The organism is Streptomyces sp. NPDC050842 (assembly GCF_044456565.1).
Classification (GTDB): domain Bacteria; phylum Actinomycetota; class Actinomycetes; order Streptomycetales; family Streptomycetaceae; genus Streptomyces.
Genome location: NZ_JBITGA010000013.1, coordinates 150,468 through 168,521 on the forward strand (window position 1 = coordinate 150,468; position 18,054 = coordinate 168,521).

At 72.0% G+C, this 18,054-nt stretch carries 14 protein-coding genes; 8 read left to right on the forward strand and 6 right to left on the reverse strand.

All coding sequences use genetic code 11. From position 1 onward, the window contains the following. Positions 1 to 63: 63 nt before the first annotated feature. Both ACIBG6_RS34900 and ACIBG6_RS34905 read right to left on the reverse strand, forming a co-directional pair. A complete protein-coding gene (locus ACIBG6_RS34900) occupies positions 64 to 879 on the reverse strand; it encodes an ABC transporter permease (protein WP_399226733.1) in 816 nt (271 codons plus the stop codon). Further along, positions 876 to 1,838, reverse strand: a complete 963-nt coding sequence (locus ACIBG6_RS34905; protein WP_399226734.1) for an ATP-binding cassette domain-containing protein — start codon at positions 1,836 to 1,838, stop codon at positions 876 to 878. Before ACIBG6_RS34905 ends, ACIBG6_RS34900 begins: the two co-directional genes overlap by 4 nt. Before the next feature lie 217 nt (positions 1,839 to 2,055). Here ACIBG6_RS34905 and ACIBG6_RS34910 point away from each other — a divergent pair, with 217 nt between their 5' ends. From ACIBG6_RS34910 to ACIBG6_RS34920, 3 genes are all read left to right on the forward strand, one after another. After that, positions 2,056 to 2,793, forward strand: coding sequence for a helix-turn-helix domain-containing protein (locus tag ACIBG6_RS34910; RefSeq protein WP_399226735.1), 738 nt, complete (start codon positions 2,056 to 2,058; stop codon positions 2,791 to 2,793). A gap of 275 nt (positions 2,794 to 3,068) precedes the next feature. Then, entirely contained in the window at positions 3,069 to 4,247 is a 1,179-nt protein-coding gene (locus ACIBG6_RS34915) for a Cmx/CmrA family chloramphenicol efflux MFS transporter (RefSeq protein WP_399226737.1), read from the forward strand. 52 nt (positions 4,248 to 4,299) lie between these two features. Then, complete coding sequence (locus ACIBG6_RS34920; RefSeq protein ID WP_399226738.1) at positions 4,300 to 4,521, forward strand: hypothetical protein; 222 nt, start codon at positions 4,300 to 4,302, stop codon at positions 4,519 to 4,521. A gap of 53 nt (positions 4,522 to 4,574) precedes the next feature. On the opposite strand, the gene ACIBG6_RS34925 is transcribed toward ACIBG6_RS34920, so the two are convergent. From ACIBG6_RS34925 to ACIBG6_RS34935, 3 genes are all read right to left on the reverse strand, one after another. Further along, positions 4,575 to 4,835, reverse strand: a complete 261-nt coding sequence (locus tag ACIBG6_RS34925) for a hypothetical protein (protein WP_399226739.1) — start codon at positions 4,833 to 4,835, stop codon at positions 4,575 to 4,577. Positions 4,836 to 5,150: 315 nt separating this feature from the next. Further along, the gene (locus tag ACIBG6_RS34930; protein ID WP_399226740.1) at positions 5,151 to 5,585 is read right to left on the reverse strand and encodes a hypothetical protein; all 435 of its coding nucleotides are present in this window, start codon (positions 5,583 to 5,585) and stop codon (positions 5,151 to 5,153) included. Positions 5,586 to 5,646: 61 nt separating this feature from the next. Then, positions 5,647 to 8,526 carry a glycoside hydrolase family 3 C-terminal domain-containing protein gene (locus ACIBG6_RS34935; RefSeq protein ID WP_399226741.1) on the reverse strand — a complete coding sequence of 960 codons (2,880 nt, stop codon included), beginning with the start codon at positions 8,524 to 8,526 and terminating at the stop codon, positions 5,647 to 5,649. A 338-nt stretch (positions 8,527 to 8,864) separates the two neighbouring features. Between ACIBG6_RS34935 and ACIBG6_RS34940 the strand changes: the two genes are divergently transcribed. The 5 genes from ACIBG6_RS34940 (at position 8,865) to ACIBG6_RS34960 (ending at position 16,949) form a co-directional block, all read left to right on the forward strand. After that, a complete protein-coding gene (locus ACIBG6_RS34940) occupies positions 8,865 to 10,652 on the forward strand; it encodes a Tat pathway signal sequence domain protein (RefSeq protein WP_399226742.1) in 1,788 nt (595 codons plus the stop codon). Beyond that, positions 10,649 to 11,695, forward strand: a complete 1,047-nt coding sequence (locus ACIBG6_RS34945) for an ABC transporter permease (protein WP_399226821.1) — start codon at positions 10,649 to 10,651, stop codon at positions 11,693 to 11,695. The genes ACIBG6_RS34940 and ACIBG6_RS34945 overlap by 4 nt, the downstream gene beginning before the upstream one ends. Further along, entirely contained in the window at positions 11,692 to 12,630 is a 939-nt protein-coding gene (locus ACIBG6_RS34950) for a carbohydrate ABC transporter permease (protein WP_399226743.1), read from the forward strand. The genes ACIBG6_RS34945 and ACIBG6_RS34950 overlap by 4 nt, the downstream gene beginning before the upstream one ends. 93 nt (positions 12,631 to 12,723) lie before the next feature. Then, positions 12,724 to 14,742: a beta-galactosidase gene (locus tag ACIBG6_RS34955; RefSeq protein WP_399226744.1), complete on the forward strand. Its 2,019-nt coding sequence runs from the start codon at positions 12,724 to 12,726 to the stop codon at positions 14,740 to 14,742. Beyond that, positions 14,739 to 16,949, forward strand: coding sequence for a glycosyl hydrolase family 95 catalytic domain-containing protein (locus ACIBG6_RS34960; protein ID WP_399226745.1), 2,211 nt, complete (start codon positions 14,739 to 14,741; stop codon positions 16,947 to 16,949). Before ACIBG6_RS34955 ends, ACIBG6_RS34960 begins: the two co-directional genes overlap by 4 nt. Here ACIBG6_RS34960 and ACIBG6_RS34965 read toward each other — a convergent pair. Beyond that, positions 16,939 to 18,024, reverse strand: a complete 1,086-nt coding sequence (locus ACIBG6_RS34965; protein WP_399226746.1) for a LacI family DNA-binding transcriptional regulator — start codon at positions 18,022 to 18,024, stop codon at positions 16,939 to 16,941. The genes ACIBG6_RS34960 and ACIBG6_RS34965 overlap by 11 nt on opposite strands. Positions 18,025 to 18,054: the final 30 nt, after the last annotated feature.

Genomic DNA, 18,054 nt, shown 5'->3' on the forward strand with positions numbered 1-18,054 from the left:
TCGCCTCGTCGGTGGGCATGCCGAGGAGTTCGTGCAGTCCACGGGCTGACGCGACGAAGACACTCATTTGGTGGGCTCGCGGTTGTAGAGCTTCTTGGCCCATAGGTAGCCGGCCAGCGCGATCAGGGCGCACCAACCGGTGGTCAGGATTGCGCTGTTGCCGATCGGGGTGCCCATCAGCAGCCCGCGCAGGGTCTCGATGAACGGGGTGAACGGCTGGTAGTCGGCGAACCATTTCAGTCCGGCCGGCATCGAGTCGGTGGGGACGAACCCGCTGCCCATCATGGGCAGGATCATCAGCGGCGTCAGCATGTTGCTCGCGGTGGCGACGCTCTTGGCGGCCATGGCCAGGGCGACCGACAACCAGGTGAGCGCGAGGATGATCATGACGAGCACGCCGATCGCGCCGAGCCATTCGCCGAAGTCCGCGGTCGGCTCGAATCCCACCAGCAGCGCGACGCCGAGGACGGCGGCGATGCTCAGCAGGGTCTGGATCAGGCTGCCCAGCACATGACCGGTGAGCACCGAGACCCGGGCGATGGCCATGGTGCGGAACCGGGCGACGATGCCCTCGGTCATGTCGATGGCGACCGAGATCGCCGTGCCCTGGGCCGCGGTGGCCACGGCCATCAGGACGACGCCGGGGACGACGTAGTTCACGTAGGCATCCCGGCCGCCCGACGGCCCGCCGAGGCCGCTGCCGAGGATGCCGCCGAGAACGTAGACGAACAGCAGCAGGAAGACCACCGGAACCCCGGCGGCCGTCAGGATGAGCGTCGGATAACGCAGCATGTGCCGCAACTGGCGGCGCAACATGGTCGCCGAGTCGGCGAAGGCGTGGGAGACCGTACTGGACGCGCTGCCTGAAACGGCACTCATCGGGCGGGCTCCTGTTCCGTGACCGGGTTGCCCGTCAGGGCGAAGAAGACGTCGTCGAGATCGGGGGTGTGGAACTGGAGTTCGTCCACGGTGAGCGAGGCGTGATCGAGCCAGTCCAACAGCGCGCGCAGCGACCGGACATCGCCCTGGCTGGGGATCTGCAGGGTGCGGGCCTCATCGTTGCGGGACACCACGTCCAGCGTCCGGGCCGCGTGGTCATAACCGCGTGGGTCGGCGAACCGCAGGGTGACATGGCCGCCGCCGACCTGGCGCTTGAGCTCCTCCGGCGTGCCCTCCGCCACCAGCTTTCCCCGGTGCAGCACCGCGATCCGGTCGGCGAGTTCGTCGGCCTCCTCCAGGTACTGGGTGGTGAGGAAGATCGTGACGCCCTCGTCGGTCACCAGCCTGCGGATGATCTCCCACATGGTCCGCCTGCTGCGCGGGTCCAGCCCGGTGGTCGGCTCGTCGAGGAAGATCACCCGAGGCCGGCCGACCAGCGTCATCGCGAGGTCCAGGCGGCGGCGCATCCCGCCGGAGTACGTCATCGCAGGCTTTCGGGCCGCGTCCACCAGATCGAACCGCGCCAGCAGGTCCGCGGCACACTGCCGCCGTTCCCGGCGGGGCAGGTGGTTCAGGCAGGCCATCAACAGCAGGTTCTCCTCGCCGGTGAGGAAGCCGTCCACCGCGGAGAACTGGCCGGTGACGCCGATCGCGGCACGCACCGCGTCCGGATCCCGGACCACGTCCTGGCCTGCGACCCGCATCTCCCCCGCGTCGGCGCGGATGAGCGTCGACAGGATCTGCACCACGGTGGTCTTGCCGGCGCCGTTCGGGCCGAGCAGCGCGAAGACCGATCCCGCAGGGATGTCGAGGTCGATGCCGTCGAGCACCACATGGTCGCCGTACGCCTTGCGTACCGCAGTCGCCGCGACCGCGGGTCGACCTGGATCGGTAGTCATGGGCATCACTCCCGTTGGTGAGATCCGGCGCCGTACGAGCACCTTTACGGCTCAACGAAAGTTACGTTGCATACACAAGACCGTCAATCACTCATATGTGAAGCAACGACATACGTGCAGGTAGATGTGATGAGTCATTGCATGACCGATGTCGAGTAATGCAACGATGGTCGTTGCATTAAGCTGGCCTCAAACGCCCGACAGCGGAGGACACGCGATGCCTGGTGAAAGAGTCACCCTCCAGGACCGACAGCAGATCGCCGCGGGACTGCGCGAGGATTTGACCTACGCCGCCATCGGCCGCCGCATCGGGCGGCCGACCTCAACGGTCACCCGCGAAGTGATGCGCAACGGCGGGCCGCGCGGCTACCAGGCCGAGGCGGCCCATCGGGCCAGTAGACGAGACACGCGCCGGCGCAGGACCACTGAGCCGACACCGTCACCGGGAAGGGCCGACCCCGGCGGGCGCGATCCACGGCTCATGGACGAGGTGGACGCGCAGAGCATGGAACTGATGGTTCAGGCCGGGCTCCCACAGATGATGGCCAGGGTGCTTTCCGCGGTGTTCACCACCGACAGCGGCAGCCTCACCTCAGCGGAACTCGTGCGACGCCTGCACGTCAGCCCCGCCTCCATCTCCAAGGCGATCGGATACCTGGAAACCCAGGCACTCATCAAACGCGAACGCGACCCCCACAGCCGCGCTGAGCGCTACGCCATCGACGACGACGTGGCGTTCCAGTCCGTCATGGCCGGCGTGCGCAGCCAGACCCGGATCGCCGAGGCTTGCAAGGTCGCAGCCCGGAATCTCGGCACCGACACCCCCGCCGGCGCCCGGCTGGAGAGCACGAGCCAGTTCCTCCTCCACGTCATCGACGACCTGGCCCGCTCGGCCGAGCACTGGCACCAGATCTATGCCACCCACCCTCGGGAGTCGTCCGAAACCGACGACTGAACAGCTCACGCTGCCCGCGCAACCGGCCGTGCCATGCGGAAAGCGGCGTGTCCACGCTCGCGTTGGTCGGGTAGCGTGCTCCGCATGTCGAGCCCCGAAGCATCCAGGGTGGGGGCTTTCGGTCACGCCGTCAGCCCCCTGAACCCCTGAGTCCGCAGCTGAGTCCACAGCTCGTTCGCCGTCCGCCGCATTGCGGCGAGGCGTGTGTTCGTGGGTGCTGACCGCGGTGACGAGACGAGTCCGCTCGTACTTCTCCTCACCCCGGAGCCCTCTCGATGCCTCTCCCGCTCTATCTGCTCGCCCTGGCGGTCTTCGCCATGGGCACCTCCGAGTTCATGCTCGCCGGCCTGCTGCCGGACATCGCCTCGGAGCTCGACGTCACCGTCGGCACCGCCGGTCTTCTCACCTCCGCCTTCGCCGCGGGGATGGTCGTCGGCGCCCCGCTCATGGCCGGGCTCGCCCGCGGCCGGTCCGGCCGGACCGGACTCCTCGCCTTCGTCGCCCTGTTCCTGGCCGCCCACGTCGTCGCCGCCCTCACCACGAGCTTTCCGGTCCTGCTCGCGACCCGGGTGGTCGCCGCCCTCGCCAACGCGGGGTTCCTCGCCGTCGCCCTGACGACCGCCGCCGCGCTCGTACCGCCCGAGCGGAAGGGACGCGCGCTCGCCGTCCTCCTGTCCGGCACGACCGTGGCCACCATCGCCGGAGTGCCGGGCGGCGCGCTGCTCGGCGCGCTCTTCGGGTGGCGGGCCGCCTTCTGGGCCGTCGCCCTGCTGTGCCTCCCGGCGGCACTAGGCATCGTCCGTGGCGTCCCCGCCCGACCCGCGCAGCAGGAAGACGGGGCCGGCCGCCCCGCCCTCCGGGACGAACTCGCTCGGCTCGGGAGCCCCCGGCTGCTCCTGGCCATGCTGCTCGGCGCCCTGGTGAACGCCGCGACCTTCGGCAGCTTCACCTTCCTCGCGCCCCTCGTGACCGGGACGACCGGTCTCGGCGGGCTCTGGCTCCCCGTCGTCCTCGTGCTCTTCGGCGCCGGCTCCTTCGCCGGGGTCACCGTCGCGGGACGGCTCGCCGACCGGCGCCCCGGGCTCGTCCTCGCGGCCGGCGGACCGCTGCTGCTCCTCGGCTGGCCCGTCCTCGCCGTTCTCGCCGAGCGGCCGTTCGCGGTGCTGGTCCTCGTGTTCGTGCTGGGCGCCCTGTCGTTCGCCGTCGGCGCCACCCTGATCACGCGGGTCCTGTACGAGGCGACGGGAGCCCCCACCATGGCCGGCGCGTTCGCGACAGCCGCGCTCAACACCGGCGCCGCCCTCGGACCACTCGTCGCCGCGATCGCCCTCGGCACCGCGGCCGGCGACCGGGGGCCGCTCTGGGCGAGCGCCCTGCTCGTCGCGGTCGCGACGGTCGTCGCCGTCGCCTGCCGGCCGGTGCTCGCGACCGACCGCCGGGGCGGCGGCTGCTGAGTGACGCGGAACGGCCCTCCTCCGCAGTTCGGGGAGGGCCTACGCTCGTCCCGTGATCCACACCCCTGAGCACTGGACCGTCCGCCATTTCTCCCAGGCCAACCCATCGGGTCCGGGCTGCGACAGCGTCCCGGCGCTCCTGCGGCGCCTCGCCGACACGATCGAGGCTCTCGGGCCCGTCGAGATCCAGGACCTGGTGCTCCATGAGGAGATGACCGAGCACGGCTCCTGGCGATCGGGCACGGTCTATTACCACCTGCCGGAAGACGACTGACGCGGCCTGGGGTGGTGGGACGGTGATCGGCGAGGTGGCGTCGGCGGCCGTCGTCAGCCACTGCCTTCCTCGCCCGCGGCCTCGGTGGTCACCAGCGCGATGTACTCCAGGCGGACGCCGAAGGTGGTGTGCCCCGTGGCTGCGGTGTGCGACTCGCACCCGACCGCACCGGTCCCGGGCCGCGGTGTCGGCTCCGACTCCCATGGGCATCCACCGTTCATGCAGCGCGCGGTCATGGTGAGCTCGGACTCCGGTCCGGGGTGCCGGCCCAGGCGATAGACCGGCGGCGCGGTCACGGCCGCCACCGTGGTCATGGCACATTCCAGGGAAGCGTCAACTTCGGCTCGTCGTGCGGGTGGTTCCGGATCTCTACCCGGAAGTCCGCCGCCGCCGAATGGTCGTGCGTCCGGAGATGGTGCCGCTCCCGCTCGGCGGCGATCGCGCACGTGGCGCACCCCGGAGCCGGTACGGCGGGCGGCATGGGATCCACGGAGAGCACCACCGGAGGCTCCGGACAGGTCTGCGGGCGGGGCGCCGCCGTTACCGGGGTGGTGAGTACGCGGATCAGCGCGCGCTCGTCCTCGGTCGGCCGGCGCAACTCGGACCGATTCGGTCAGGGTTCGTCGTGGTCAGCGGTAGTCGTCCGGGTGGCCCTGCATCCACGTGTTGACGAAGTCGCGGGTGCCGATGATCACCTTCTCGTGCTTCTTCAGGTTCTCGGACGAACTGTCCCCGGCCAGCGTCTTGTTGAGCTCGGCGATCTTCTGGATCGGCTCGGGGAAGTGCCCAGGCCCCTTGGGGTCGGCCTTCATCGCCCCGTCCAGCTCCTGGAGTTCCTGGTGGACGCGGCCGAGAAAGGGGCCGCAGTCCGCCGCGCAGGAGTCGTAGAGCGTGGCCTGGAGGGTGGCGAAGGCGCCACGGACATCCTCGCCGGAGGACGGCGCCGTCGAGCCTGACGTGGTGGGGGTGCCGTCGGGCTCCGGCGCCGTGCCGCAAGAGACGGCGAGCGCGGCGAGCGCCGCCGCGAGCAGGGCGACGCGGCGTACGGATGACGTGCGGGTCATGGTGGCCCCCCAGGTAGACGATCACGCGAGCCTACCCGGGGGGCGTAGCGCTTCCGGTCCCTCAGCCGGAGAAGGCGACGTGCGCGAGGCGCAGCGGTCCGCGCAGTTCGACGCGGAGGTCCGTCACGGCCCGGACGTGACAGGGCGCCTTTACGGTGGTGTGGTCGTACGGGTCGTCCGTGGGCCCTACCGTCACGCGGGCCAGCTCCGCCGTCCCCGTACCGGCGAAGAACGTCACCTCGCCCGCCCCTGCGGCCGTCACGGCCAGTTCCGTGACCCCGTCGCCGAAGTCGCAGGACCGGTAGAGGAGCGTGCCGGGTACGTCCGGATCGGCCGGGGTCACCGCGTCGCCGGAGACCCGGGAGCGGTCGACGATCATGGTCGCGGTCTGCTCGTCGTAGTCGACGGCCTCCAGGCCCGTCTCCACGACCGGACGCGGCCCGGGTGCCGTACCCGGCACCTCGACGCGGACCGTACGGCGCACGTCGGCGCTGGACGCGCCCGCGAGGATCTCGTACGGCCCCGGGTCCACGGCCCATCGGCCGTGGGCCACGTCCCAGAAGCCGAGCGCCTCCAGTGGCACCGCGAATCGGAGCGTGGTCGACGCGCCGGGTGCGAGGTGGACTCGTTCGTGTGTGAGGAGTTCGTGGTGCGGGCGCGGCACGGAGGGTGCCATGGCCCGCGCGTACACCTGGGCGACCTCGTCCGAGGCGATGGCGCCCGTGTTCGTCACGGTGCAGGAGATGCGGACCGTCTCCCCGTCGACCGCCGCCGTCAGCTCCTCGTACCCGAAGGTCGTGTACGAGAGGCCGTGGCCGAAGGGGTAGAGCGGCGTGCCGTCGAAGTACAGGTACGTCTGACGGCCGCCGATCACGTCGTAGTCGAGCATCCCCGGCAGGTCGGCGTCCGCCGCGTACCAGGTCTGGGGGAGTCGGCCCGCCGGGGAGACGTCGCCGGCCAGGATCCGGGCGAGCGCCGTGCCCGCCGCCTGGCCGCCGTGCGCCGTCCACAGCAGGGCCGGGAGCGTGGCGGCCGCCTCCGGCACCGCGTACGGGTAGGAGGAGACGAGGACGAGCGCGGTCCGGGGGTTCGCGGCGTGCGCGGCCCGCCACAGCCGGTCCTGGTGGGCGGGGAGGGCGAGCGTCGTACGGTCCTCGGTCTCCCGGCCGTTGATGTGCGGGTCGTTCCCGGCGACGACGACCACCACGTCGGCCGCTGCGGCGGCCCGGGCGACGGCCTCCTCGCCCCGCTCGACGGTCTCGACGGTGAACGTCTCGGCAGATTCGCGGTCGGCGGCAACCTTCACGCCGTCGGCGGCGACAGAGACGTAGCCACCCGTCCCGAGGTGCAGAAGGAGGTGCCCGTCCCCGTGCCCGTCACCATGGGCTTCGAGCCGGAACGTCTCCTGGACGACCCAGCCGCCGGGCTCGTCCGCCGAGGCGCGGACGAAACCGTCCTCCGCGACCGAGAGGTACCGGCCGTCGGGCGCGCGCAGCGTCAGCACGCCGTCGCCCCAGTCGATCAGGGCCAGCTCGGAGCCTTCCGTGCCGGCGGTCAGTGGGGGCAGGTCGGTGCGGCCGGCGAGCAGCGCCGGATCGAGCGCGACCTCTATGTCCCTCGCCTCGACCTCCGTATCGCTTTCCGGCACCCGCAGCCACGTGCCCGACGCGGTACGCAGCCGGATCCGGTCCATGCCCTCGGCGAAGCTCACCCGCTCCGGCCCGAACCGCTCCCGCAGCCCGGCGAGCGGGGTGGAGCGGTGGAGCAGCGAACCGCTGTACCAGTCCAGCTTGCAGGCGTCGGCGAGGAGGCCGACGACGGCGATCCGGACCCCTTCCGTCGCCGCGATCGGCAGGAGCGGGCGCTCCTCGCCGGCCGGCGGCTCGTTCTTCAGGAGAACGACCGCTGCCTCGGCCGCCTCGCGGGCCAGCTCCCGGTGTTCGGGGGTGTCGAACCGGCTCTCGTCCGCGTACGGATCGAGCTCCGGGTCGAACTCGCCGAGGAGGAACCGCACGGTCAACTGCCGCCGCACCGCCCGGTCCACGTCCGACCGGTCGATCAGACCACGCTCCAGGGCCCCGCGCAGCCGGCCCAGGATCGGCGACGCGTCCGTCCCGTGGTCGGTGAAGGAGTCGACCCCGGCGCGCAGCGCGGCCGCCACGGCCTCCTCGTGCGTGGCGAAGTACCCCTGGGAGTCGGCCAGGTTGGACGGGGCGCCCGCGTCGGAGCAGACGAGCAGCTCCTGGTCCGTCCAGCGCCGCAACTCCTCCTCCAGGTAGGGGGAGAGGTGGTTCGGGCGGCCGTTGACCAGGTTGTACGCGGGCATCACCCCGGCCACCGCGCCCGCTTCGACGGCGCCGCGGAACGCCCGCAGGTCGTACTCGTGCAGGACGCGGGGCCGTACGGATGCGGAGGAAGTGTCGCGCGCCGCCTCGTTGTTGTGGGCGAGCCAGTGCTTGAGGACCGGGGCGGTACGCCAGTACAGCGGATGGTCGCCGCGCAGCCCCCGGGTGAACGCGGTCGCGATCGCGGAGGTCAGCGCCGGGTCCTCCGCGTACCCCTCCTCGCCGCGGCCCCACAGCGGGTTGCGGAGCAGATTGACCGTCGGCGCCCAGACGTTGAGGCCGACCCGGTCGTCCTTGGCCCGCATCGCCCGTGCCTCGCGGGACACCGCCTCGCCGACCCGGCGCACCAGCTCCGGGTGCCAGCTCGCGCCGAGCCCCACGGCCTGCGGGAACACGGTCGCGGGGCCCATCCAGGCGACGCCGTGCAGGGCCTCCTGCCCGGTACGGAACGGGGCGAGGCCCAGGCGGTCGACGCCGGGCGTGAACTGGTGGAGCAGGGCAATGCGTTCGTCGGCGGTGAGCCGTTCGAGGAGATCGTCGACGCGCCGGGCGACGGGAAGGGCCGGGTCACGGAAGGGCGGCCGGTGTGCGGTCACGTGCGAGTCCCTTGGCAGAGGAGGATAGGGAGATATTCGAAGCGCTTCGATGCTCTGCGCGCGGGGAGTGGGTGTCAAGGAGACACGGTGACCCACTTCCCTTACCCCCAGGGCGCTTTGGCGGGACGACGCGCCGGAGAGAAGCCCGAGAAACTCGGGAACGGCTCTTGCCGCGCCTGTGACGTTCACTTAACCTCGCAGCAATATCGAAGCGCTTCGACTCGATGGTCGCCGGCGCCCCGGGGCTCCGCCCCGCCCGCTCCACCTCCACCCCCGCAGCCGACCGGCGACCCCGCGGTCGCCGTATGTCCTGGCGCGTGCCATGAAGGGTTGACGCAATGACGCCGAACGCCGTCTCCACGGGCTCCCGGAGATCCACCCCGAGCCGGAGCGACTCCGAGCGGAGCCGGAGCGATGCCGGGCAGAGCCGGAGCGACGCCGGGCAGAGCCGGAGCGACGCCGGGCAGAGCCGGAGGGGCTTCCTCGCCTCCACCGCCGTCGCCGCCGCGGCGGTGGCCGGCGGCGTCCCGCTCCTCGCGGCCTGCGGCGGCGGCGACTCGGACACCGGGAAGAAGGACGGCACCACCACCGGCAAGGACGCGGCGAAGCTCCTCCCCGCCTTCGTGGCCGGCACCGTCGTCACCCCCGACATCGCGCCGAAGAACGGCTCCGCCGCCGGCTTCACGCGGGCCATCGCGAGCGCCGAGCTCAAGGCGTCGGTCACCGCCAAGAAGGGCAAGGGCGGCGCCCTGACCGTCATGGCCCCGTTCTGGGGGCCGCCGCCCGCCTCCGACAACCCGTACTACAAGGCCATGAACGAGGCCATCGGCGTCCAGGCCACCTGGCAGAACCAGGACGGCAACGTCTACGACCAGAAGCTCGGCGCCGTCCTCGCCTCCAGTGAGATACCCGACGTGGTCGTCGTCCCCGGCTGGAACCTCGGCGGCAAGATCCCCAGCGCGATCAACGCCAAGTTCGAGGACCTCGGCCCGTACCTCTCCGGCGACAAGGTCAAGGCCTACCCGAACCTGGCGGCCATCCCCACCGACGCCTGGCAGCGCTCCCTCTTCGGCGGCAAACTGCGCGGCCTGCCCATGCCCGCCTCGTACGTCACGAACATCGCGCCCTTCTACCGCAAGGACCTCTTCGACGCGAAGGGCTGGCAACTACCCAAGAGCGCCGACGAGTTCCTCGCCCTCGCCAAGGAGATCACCAGCGCCAAGGCCAAGGTCTGGGCCTGCGGGGACATGACCTGGACCGCCTACAACATGTTCGGCGTGCTCCCCGGCAGTGACAAGGCGCTGGGCTGGCACCTCGTCGACGGCAAGCTGATCAACCGCATCGAGACCCCCGAGTACCTCGAAGCCCTGGAGTGGACCCGCAAGCTCTACGACGCCGGAGTCGTCCACCCCGACGAGAAGACCCAGAACCAGGGCGACACCAGCCTCCGCTTCACCGCGGGCCAGTGCCTCGTCTACAACAACGACCTCTCCCACTGGTACGCCAAGACGTCCGAACAGGCCGCGCAGAACCCGTCGTTCGCCATGGCCGCCATGGACATCCCCGGCCACGCGGGCGGCACACCGAAGCTGTGGGCGACCAACCCCGCCAACATCTGGGCCTTCGTGCGGAAGGGCAGCTCCAAGGCGATCGTCGAAGACGCCCTCGCCATCGCCGACTTCACTGCCGCGCCCTACGGCACCAAGGAGCGGATGCTCACGGACTACGGCGTCGAAGGCGTCCACCACACCATCAAGGACGGCCTGCCGGTCAAGACCGACAAGGGCAACCAGGAGGTCAGCAGCTCCTGGCTGTTCGTCGCCAGCCCCGCCCCCTACGTGGCACACCCCGACACCCCCGACGTCACCCGGGCGATGGTCGAGTGGCAGCAGCGCATGGGCGCCGTGACCGCCAAGTCCTCCTTCTACGGGATGACCATCACCGAGCCGTCCCAGTGGACCGGCCTCATGAACGACTTCGAGCAGCTGGAGAAGGACATCGTCCGGGGCCGCAAGAAGGTCTCCGACATGCAGCAGGCCGTCTCCGAGTGGAAGACCAAGGGCGGGGACGAGCTGCGCGACTGGTACAGGAAGCTCCTCGACACCACCGGATCCGCGGCGAGCTGACGGTGAGCACGCTCGACACCAAGGCGGCGGAACAGGCCGCGCGGCCGCCCGACGGCCCGACCCCGCAGGTCCCAGGCGGGCGGGGCCGGCGCCACGACCGGCGCCGCGCGGACGGCCACGTACCGCTCGGCCGCCGGTTCCGGCGCGACCGGACCCTCCTCCTCATGACCGCCCCGGCGCTCGCCCTCGTCCTGGTCTTCCACTACATCCCGATCCTGGGCAACGTCGTCGCCTTCCAGGACTACGACCCGTACGTCTCCACCAACGGCGTCACCGCCATGCTCGAAAGCCCCTGGGTCGGCCTCGCCCAGTTCGAACGGGTCTTCTCCGACCCGTCGTTCTGGCACGCCGTGGAGAACACCTTCGTCCTCTTCCTGCTCCAGCTGGTGCTCTTCTTCCCGGTGCCCATCGCGCTCGCCCTGCTCGTCAACAGCGTGCTGCGGCCCCGGGTCCGGGCCCTGGTCCAGGCCGTCCTGTATCTGCCGCACTTCTTCTCCTGGGTCCTCGTCATCACGGTCTTCCAGCAGATCCTCGGCGGCGCCGGCATCATCGCCCAGACCCTCCGGCAGTACGGCCACGAGGGCTTCGACCTCATGACCGACCCGGGGGTCTTCACGTTCCTCGTCACCGCCGAGGGCATCTGGAAGGACGCCGGCTGGGGGGTCATCGTCTTCCTCGCCGCGCTCGCCGCCGTCAACCAGGACCTGTACGAGGCCGCCGCCATGGACGGGGCCGGGCGGTGGCGCCGCATGTGGCACGTCACCCTGCCCGCGCTCCGGCCCGTGATCGCGCTGCTGCTCGTGCTGCGCGTCGGCGACGCGCTCACCGTCGGCTTCGAGCAGCTGCTGCTCCAGCGCGACGCCGTCGGACCCGGGGCGGCCGAGGTCCTCGACACCTTCGTGTGGTGGACCGGCCTGCGCAGCCAGGACTTCAGTTACGCGGCCGCCGCCGGACTGATCAAGGGAGTCGTGGGCCTGGTGCTGGTGCTCTCCGCGAACAAGGTCGCCCACCTCATGGGCGAGCAGGGGGTGTACCGGAAATGACCGCCGTCCAAGCGAAGACGTCCCGGCGCCACACCTCGTGGTGGGCGGCGCCCGCCCGGCCCGTCTGGGAGGAGCCGCCCGGCCGTGCCGGCCTCGCGGCCAAGGGCCTGCTCCTCGCCGGAGCCTGCCTCGCGGTCCTCGTACCGCTGTGGATCGTCGTGGTCACCAGCCTTTCGTCGAAGAAGACGATCACAGAGGTCGGCGGCCTGGTGGTCGTCCCGAGGGACCTCACCTTCATCGCCTACCAGGAGCTCCTGAGCGGCGGCCAGGTCACCCGGGCGGCGGTCGTCAGCGTCCTCGTCACCCTGACCGGCACCCTGTTCTCGATGACCGTGTCGGTCCTCTGCGCGTACGGGCTGTCCCGGCCGGGCTCGCTCGGCCACCGCTTCATCCTGCTCGCCCTCATGGCCACCATGTTCTTCGGCGCCGGACTCATCCCCACGTACCTGCTCGTCCAGACCCTCGGCCTCACCGACACCTATCTCGCGCTGATCCTGCCGAGCGCCGTCAGCGTCTTCAACATCCTCGTCCTGCGCGGCTTCTTCATGGGCATCTCGCCCGAACTCGTCGACAGCGCACGGATCGACGGCGCCGGAGACCTGCGGATCCTCTGGCAGATCGTCATGCCGCTCTCCCGGGCGGTGATCGCCGTCATCACCCTCTTCTACGCGGTCGGTTACTGGAGCGCCTGGTTCAACGCCTCCATCTACCTCAGCGACCAGAACATGATGCCGCTGCAGAACGTCCTCATCCAGCTCGTGCAGAAACAGGAGATCCCGGTCGGCCTCGGCCAGGCGGTCAGGGCCGGCGACCTCTCCGGACTCGCCGTCCAGATGGCCGTCATGGTCCTCGCCCTCCTGCCGGTCGCCGTCCTCTCGCCCTTCGTCCAGAAGCACTTCAGAAAGGGCATGCTGACCGGCGCCGTCAAGGGCTGACCCCGTCTGCGCAGCAGCCGAGGGCTGACGCCTGCCGGCGTCGTCAACGGTCGACCCGTCCCCACCCCACCCCCCATACGGAGAGACCGCCCGATGCCTCCCAGCCTCGACGACCTGACCCGCCCGCCCGGCCGGCCGCCCCGGCTGCTCTACGGCGGCGACTACAACCCCGAGCAGTGGCCCGAGGAGACCTGGGCCGAGGACGCGCGGCTCATGCGGGAGGCCGGAGTCACCTCCGTCACCCTCGGCGTCTTCTCCTGGTCCCGCATCGAACCCACCCCGGGAGCGCGGGAGTTCGACTGGCTCGACCGGGTCATGGACCTGATGCACGCCCACGGCATCGGCGTCGTCCTGGCCACCCCCACCTCCTCGCCCCCGCCGTGGCTGGGGCACCGCCACCCCGAGACGCTGCCCCGCGACGAGGACGGCAGAACCGAATGGTGGGGCTCCCGCCAGCACTTCTCCCACTCCAGCGAGGCCTACCGGCGCCATGCCGCCGCGATCACCGAGGACCTCGCCGTCCGCTACGCCCGCCACCCCGCCCTGACCATGTGGCACATCAACAACGAGTACTGCACCCACGACTGGGGCGACGAGGCCGCCCGCACCTTCCGCCGCTGGCTCCAGGACCGGTACGGCAGCCTCGACGCCCTCAACACCGCCTGGGGCAGCGATGTTTGGGGCCAGCGGTACGGCGCGTGGGACGAGGTCCTGCCGCCCCGCCGCGCCCACTACCTGAAGAACCCGACCCACGTCCTCGACTTCCGGCGCTACACCTCCGACCAGCTCCTGGAGTGCTACCGCACCGAACGCGACATCGTCCGCCGCCACACCCCGCACCTCCCCGTGACCACCAACTTCATGCCCTTCTGGTCCGGCCAGGACGGCTGGGCATGGGCGGCGGAGGAGGACGTCGTCTCCGTCGACGTCTACCCGGACCCCCGGGACCCGGGCGCCGGCCAGTACAACGCCATGACCGGCGACCTGACCCGCTCCGAGGCCGGCGGACGGCCGTGGATGGTGATGGAGCAGGCCGCCGGAGCGGTCAACTGGCGGGCCGTCAACCACCCGAAGCCGTACGGCCTCAACCGTCTCTGGGCTCTTCAGTCCGTCGCCCACGGCGCCGACGCCGTCTGCTACTTCCAGTGGCGCCAGTCCCGCCAGGGAGCGGAGAAGTTCCACTCCGGCATGCTCGGCCACGCCGGCGAACGCGGCCGGGTCTTCCGCGAGACCGTCCGCATCGGCGAGGACCTTGCCACCCTCGGCCCCCGGGTCGCGGGAAGCCGCGTGACCACCGAGATCGCCCTCCTCCACGACTGGAACTCCTGGTGGACGGAGTCCCCGGAAGGGGCGCTCTCCACCCGCGTCGACCACGCCGCGCTCGTCCGCGCCTGGCACCGCGCCCTCTGGGACGCCCACCTCCCCGTCTCCTTCGCCCACCCCCACCACGACCTGAGCGGCCACCGCCTCGTCCTCGTGCCCCACCTCCACCTCCTCGACGACCGGGCGATCGAGAACCTCACCGCGTACGTGCGCGGCGGCGGCACCCTCGTCTGCGGCTTCCTCACCGGCATCGCCGACGAGGACGACCGGGTCCGCCCCGGCGGCATGGACGCCCGGCTCAGGGAACTCCTCGGCATCGACCTGCTCCAGGAGTGGTGGCCGCTCGACGAGGGCGAGCACGTCGACTGCGGCACCTTCCACGGCACCCTCTGGTCCGAGGAGCTCACCCCGGCACCGGGCGCCGAGACCGTCGCCGCCTACCGGGGCGGCGAACTCGACGGCCTGCCCGCGATCCTCCGCAACGGCCGCGCCTGGTACGTCTCCACCCTTCCCGAACCCGCCGCGCTGAGCGTGCTGCTCGCCTCCGTCGCACGCGAGGCCGGGGTCCGGCCGGTCCTCGACGGCCTCCCCGAGGGCGTCGAGGCCGTCCGCCGCGGCGAGCTGCTGTTCCTCCTCCACCACGGCAGCGACGCCGCTTCCGTGCCACTGCCCGGCCGCCACCGCGACCTCCTCACCGGCACCGTGACGGAGGGGACCGTGAAACTGGACCGGTTCGGCGTCGTCGTCCTGGAGGAACTCCCGCCCACACCGGGGGAGGACCGCCCGTGACCCACGGCACCTGGGAGCCCGCGCCCGCGGCCCGCTGGGAGGACGCCTTCCTCACCGGGAACGGCCGGCACGGCGCCCTGGTCTTCGGCGACCCCGAGGACGACCGGGTGATCGTCACCCACCACACCCTCGTACGGCCGAACAACGCCCCCGCCGACACCCTGCCGCCCCGCCTAGCCGACGCGCTGCCCGCCCTTCAGGACGCTCTGCTCTCCGGCGACACGACCGCCGCCGAACGCTTCACGGACGACCGGCCGCTGCGCTGGGTCCGGCCCTTCCACCCCGCGTTCCAGACCCGCGTCCGGCGCGCACCCTTCCGCACCGGCGCGGCGACGCGCCGGTCCGTCGACTTCACCACCGGGGTGGTCGCCGGCGTGTCCGGGGAGCGGCGCAGCGAGGTCTTCGTCTCCCGCGCCGACGACGTCCTCGTCCAGTACGTCTCCGAACCCGGCCCGGTGGTCGAGGTCGACCTCGACCACCGGCTGCCCGGCGTCCCCGCGGAACTCGCGACCGGGCGCGGCATCGCCACCGCCGGCCGCGAGACCGTCCTCACCCTGCGGGCCCGCTACCCGGACAGCCCGCTCGGCTACACGGGCCTCACCCTCCTCCTCACCGACGCCGGGCGGACCACGATCACCGCCGCGGGCGTACGCATCGAGGGCGCTCGGCAGTTGCTGCTCCTCACCCGCGTACGGCGGCACGAGGCCGACGCCGGCATGGCCATGGACGGGGAGACCGAGGGGCTGCGCGCCCTGGTCGACACCGAGGGGTCCCTCCCGGACCTCGCCGCCCTCCACGCCCGGCTGCTCGCCCGGCACACCGCGCTGCACGGCCCCGCGTACGGGCGCGTCGCCCTCGACCTCGGCGCGGACGCGACCGAGCGGGCCCTCCCCGGCTCCGCCCTGCTCGGCCGCCCCGACAGCGCCGCCCTCCTGGAACGCCTCTTCGCCGCCGGCCGCTACCACCTGCTCTCCTCCTCGGGCCTCCTGCCTCCCCGGCTGACCGGACTGTGGACCGGCGACTGGAACACCGCCTGGTCGGGGGCGTTCACGACGAACGCCAACCTCAACCTCCAGACCGCGTCCGCGGTCGCCGCGGATCTCCCCGAGGTGACCGAGGCTCAGATCAGGCTGATCCGCAGACAGTTGGCGGACTGGCGGGACAACGCCCGGGAGATCTTCGGAGCCCGCGGCATCGTCGCCCCCGCCCACACGGACGGCGCCTCCGGGCACACGTACCACTTCAGCCGCGAGTACCCCCTCCACCTGTGGACCGCCGGAGCCGACTGGCTGCTCGTCCCGCTCCTCGCCCACGAGGAGGCGAGCGGACGGTGCGACCGTCGCGTCACCGGGATCCTCCGCGAACTCGCCGCCTTCTACGAGGACTTCCTCACCCGCACCGGACCCGACGGCCGGATCGTGATCGTCCCCTCCTACTCCCCGGAGAACCGCCCCCACGGCGGAAGCTGGGGCGCGGTCGACGCCACCATGGACATCGCCGCCGCCCGGCACGCGCTGCGCGCCGCCGCCGACCGCGCCCCGAACCTGGACGCCGGCCGGCTCCGGGCGCTCGCCGACCGGCTGCCGTCCTACCGGGTCAACGACGACGGGGCGCTCGCCGAATGGGCCCGGCCCGGGCTCGGTGACCGCTACGACCACCGGCACCTCAGCCACCTCTACCCGGTCTGGCCGCTGGACGAGATCAACCCGTACGACACCCCGGACCTCGCCCGGGCCGCCGGGCGCGCCCTCGAACTCCGGGACAGCGAGAACGACTCGGCCCACGGCCACCTCCACCACGGCCTGGTCGCCGCCCGGCTCGGGGACGCCGTCCGCACCGAGGACGCCCTCGCCCGCGTGCTCACCGGGGACTACTTCCACGCCTCCCTCATGAGCGCGCACTATCCGGCCCGAGACGTCTACAACGCCGATGCGGCGCACACCCTGCCCGCGCTCCTGATCGAGGCCCTCGTGCAGTCGACGCCCGACCGGCTCGTGCTCCTGCCCGCGCCGCCCGCCCGCTGCCCGCGCGGCCGGCTCACGGGGGTACGGACCCGGTTCGGCGCACGCGTCGACCTGGAGTGGTCACCGGGGGAGTACCGCGCGGTCGTCCGGCCGGACCGGGACGCGGAGGTCGAGCTCAGGTGTCCGGCGGGGGCGACCCGGCTCGTCCTGCGCGCGGGCGAGGCGCGGGTCGTCAGCTCCTGACCGGTCGCGCGGGCGGGGGGCCGGAGCTGTCCCGGGCCGTCAGGACCGGCGTGAGGAGCTCGACGCCCGCTGTCTGGGCGGTGTCGCCTTCCGTCCGGTCGCCTTCCGGCCGGTCGTCCTCCGTCCCGTCGTCGCCGGGCCGCCCGGAGAGGCCGGTGATCAGCCGCTCCACCGCCCGGCGGCCCAGCTCCTGCGCGGGGATCGCCACGGAGGTGAGCGCCACCGAGGCCTGGGCGGCGATCGGGTCCGGGCAGACGGCGACGACCGACACGTCCTCGGGCACGGCCCGGCCCGTACGCCGCAGCAGCGCGAGCAATGGCTCGACGGCCGTCTCGTTCTGCACGACGAAGGCGCTGACCCCTGGCCGCTCGTCGGAGATCCGGGCCAGGACCCCCGCGACCGCGTCGTGACCGCCCTCGCAGGGCCGGTGCAGCAGCCCGACGCCGAGCTCGGCGGCCCGGTCACGCAGACCGCGCAGGGTCCGCTCGGCGAAGCCGGTGTGCCGGGCGTAGACCCCGGGGGCCTCCCCGATCACGGCGATCTCCCGGTGCCCGAGGCCGGCCAGATGCTCCACGCACAGCGCCCCCGCCGCCGTGAAGTCCAGGTCGACGCAGCTCAGCCCCGCGGGATCGGCCGGCAGGCCGACCAGGACGGCGGGCGGGCCCGCCGCGCGCAGCATCGGCAGCCGCTCGTCGTCGAGCTGGACGTCCATGAGGATCACCGCCTCGGCCAGACCGCTGCCGGTGACCCGGCGCAGCGCCGACGGGCCCTCCTCGCCGGTGAGCAGCAACACGTCGTAGCCGTGCGCCCGGGCGGTGGTGGCGACGGCGACCGCGATCTCCAGCATCACCGGCACGTACATGTCGGTCCGCAGCGGCACCATCAGCGCGATGATCCGCGACCGGCTGCTCGCCAACGCCCGGGCACCCGCGTGGGGTTGGTAGCCGAGCTGCTCGATGCTGGCCCGCACCCGCCGCCGGGTCGGGTCGGAGATGGGACGCTTGCCGCTGAGCACGTAGCTGACCGTGCTCGCCGACACACCGGCGTGCCGGGCTACCTCGACAAGGGTGACCATCCGTTCTCCCCGCGGCCCGTGACAGTGGTG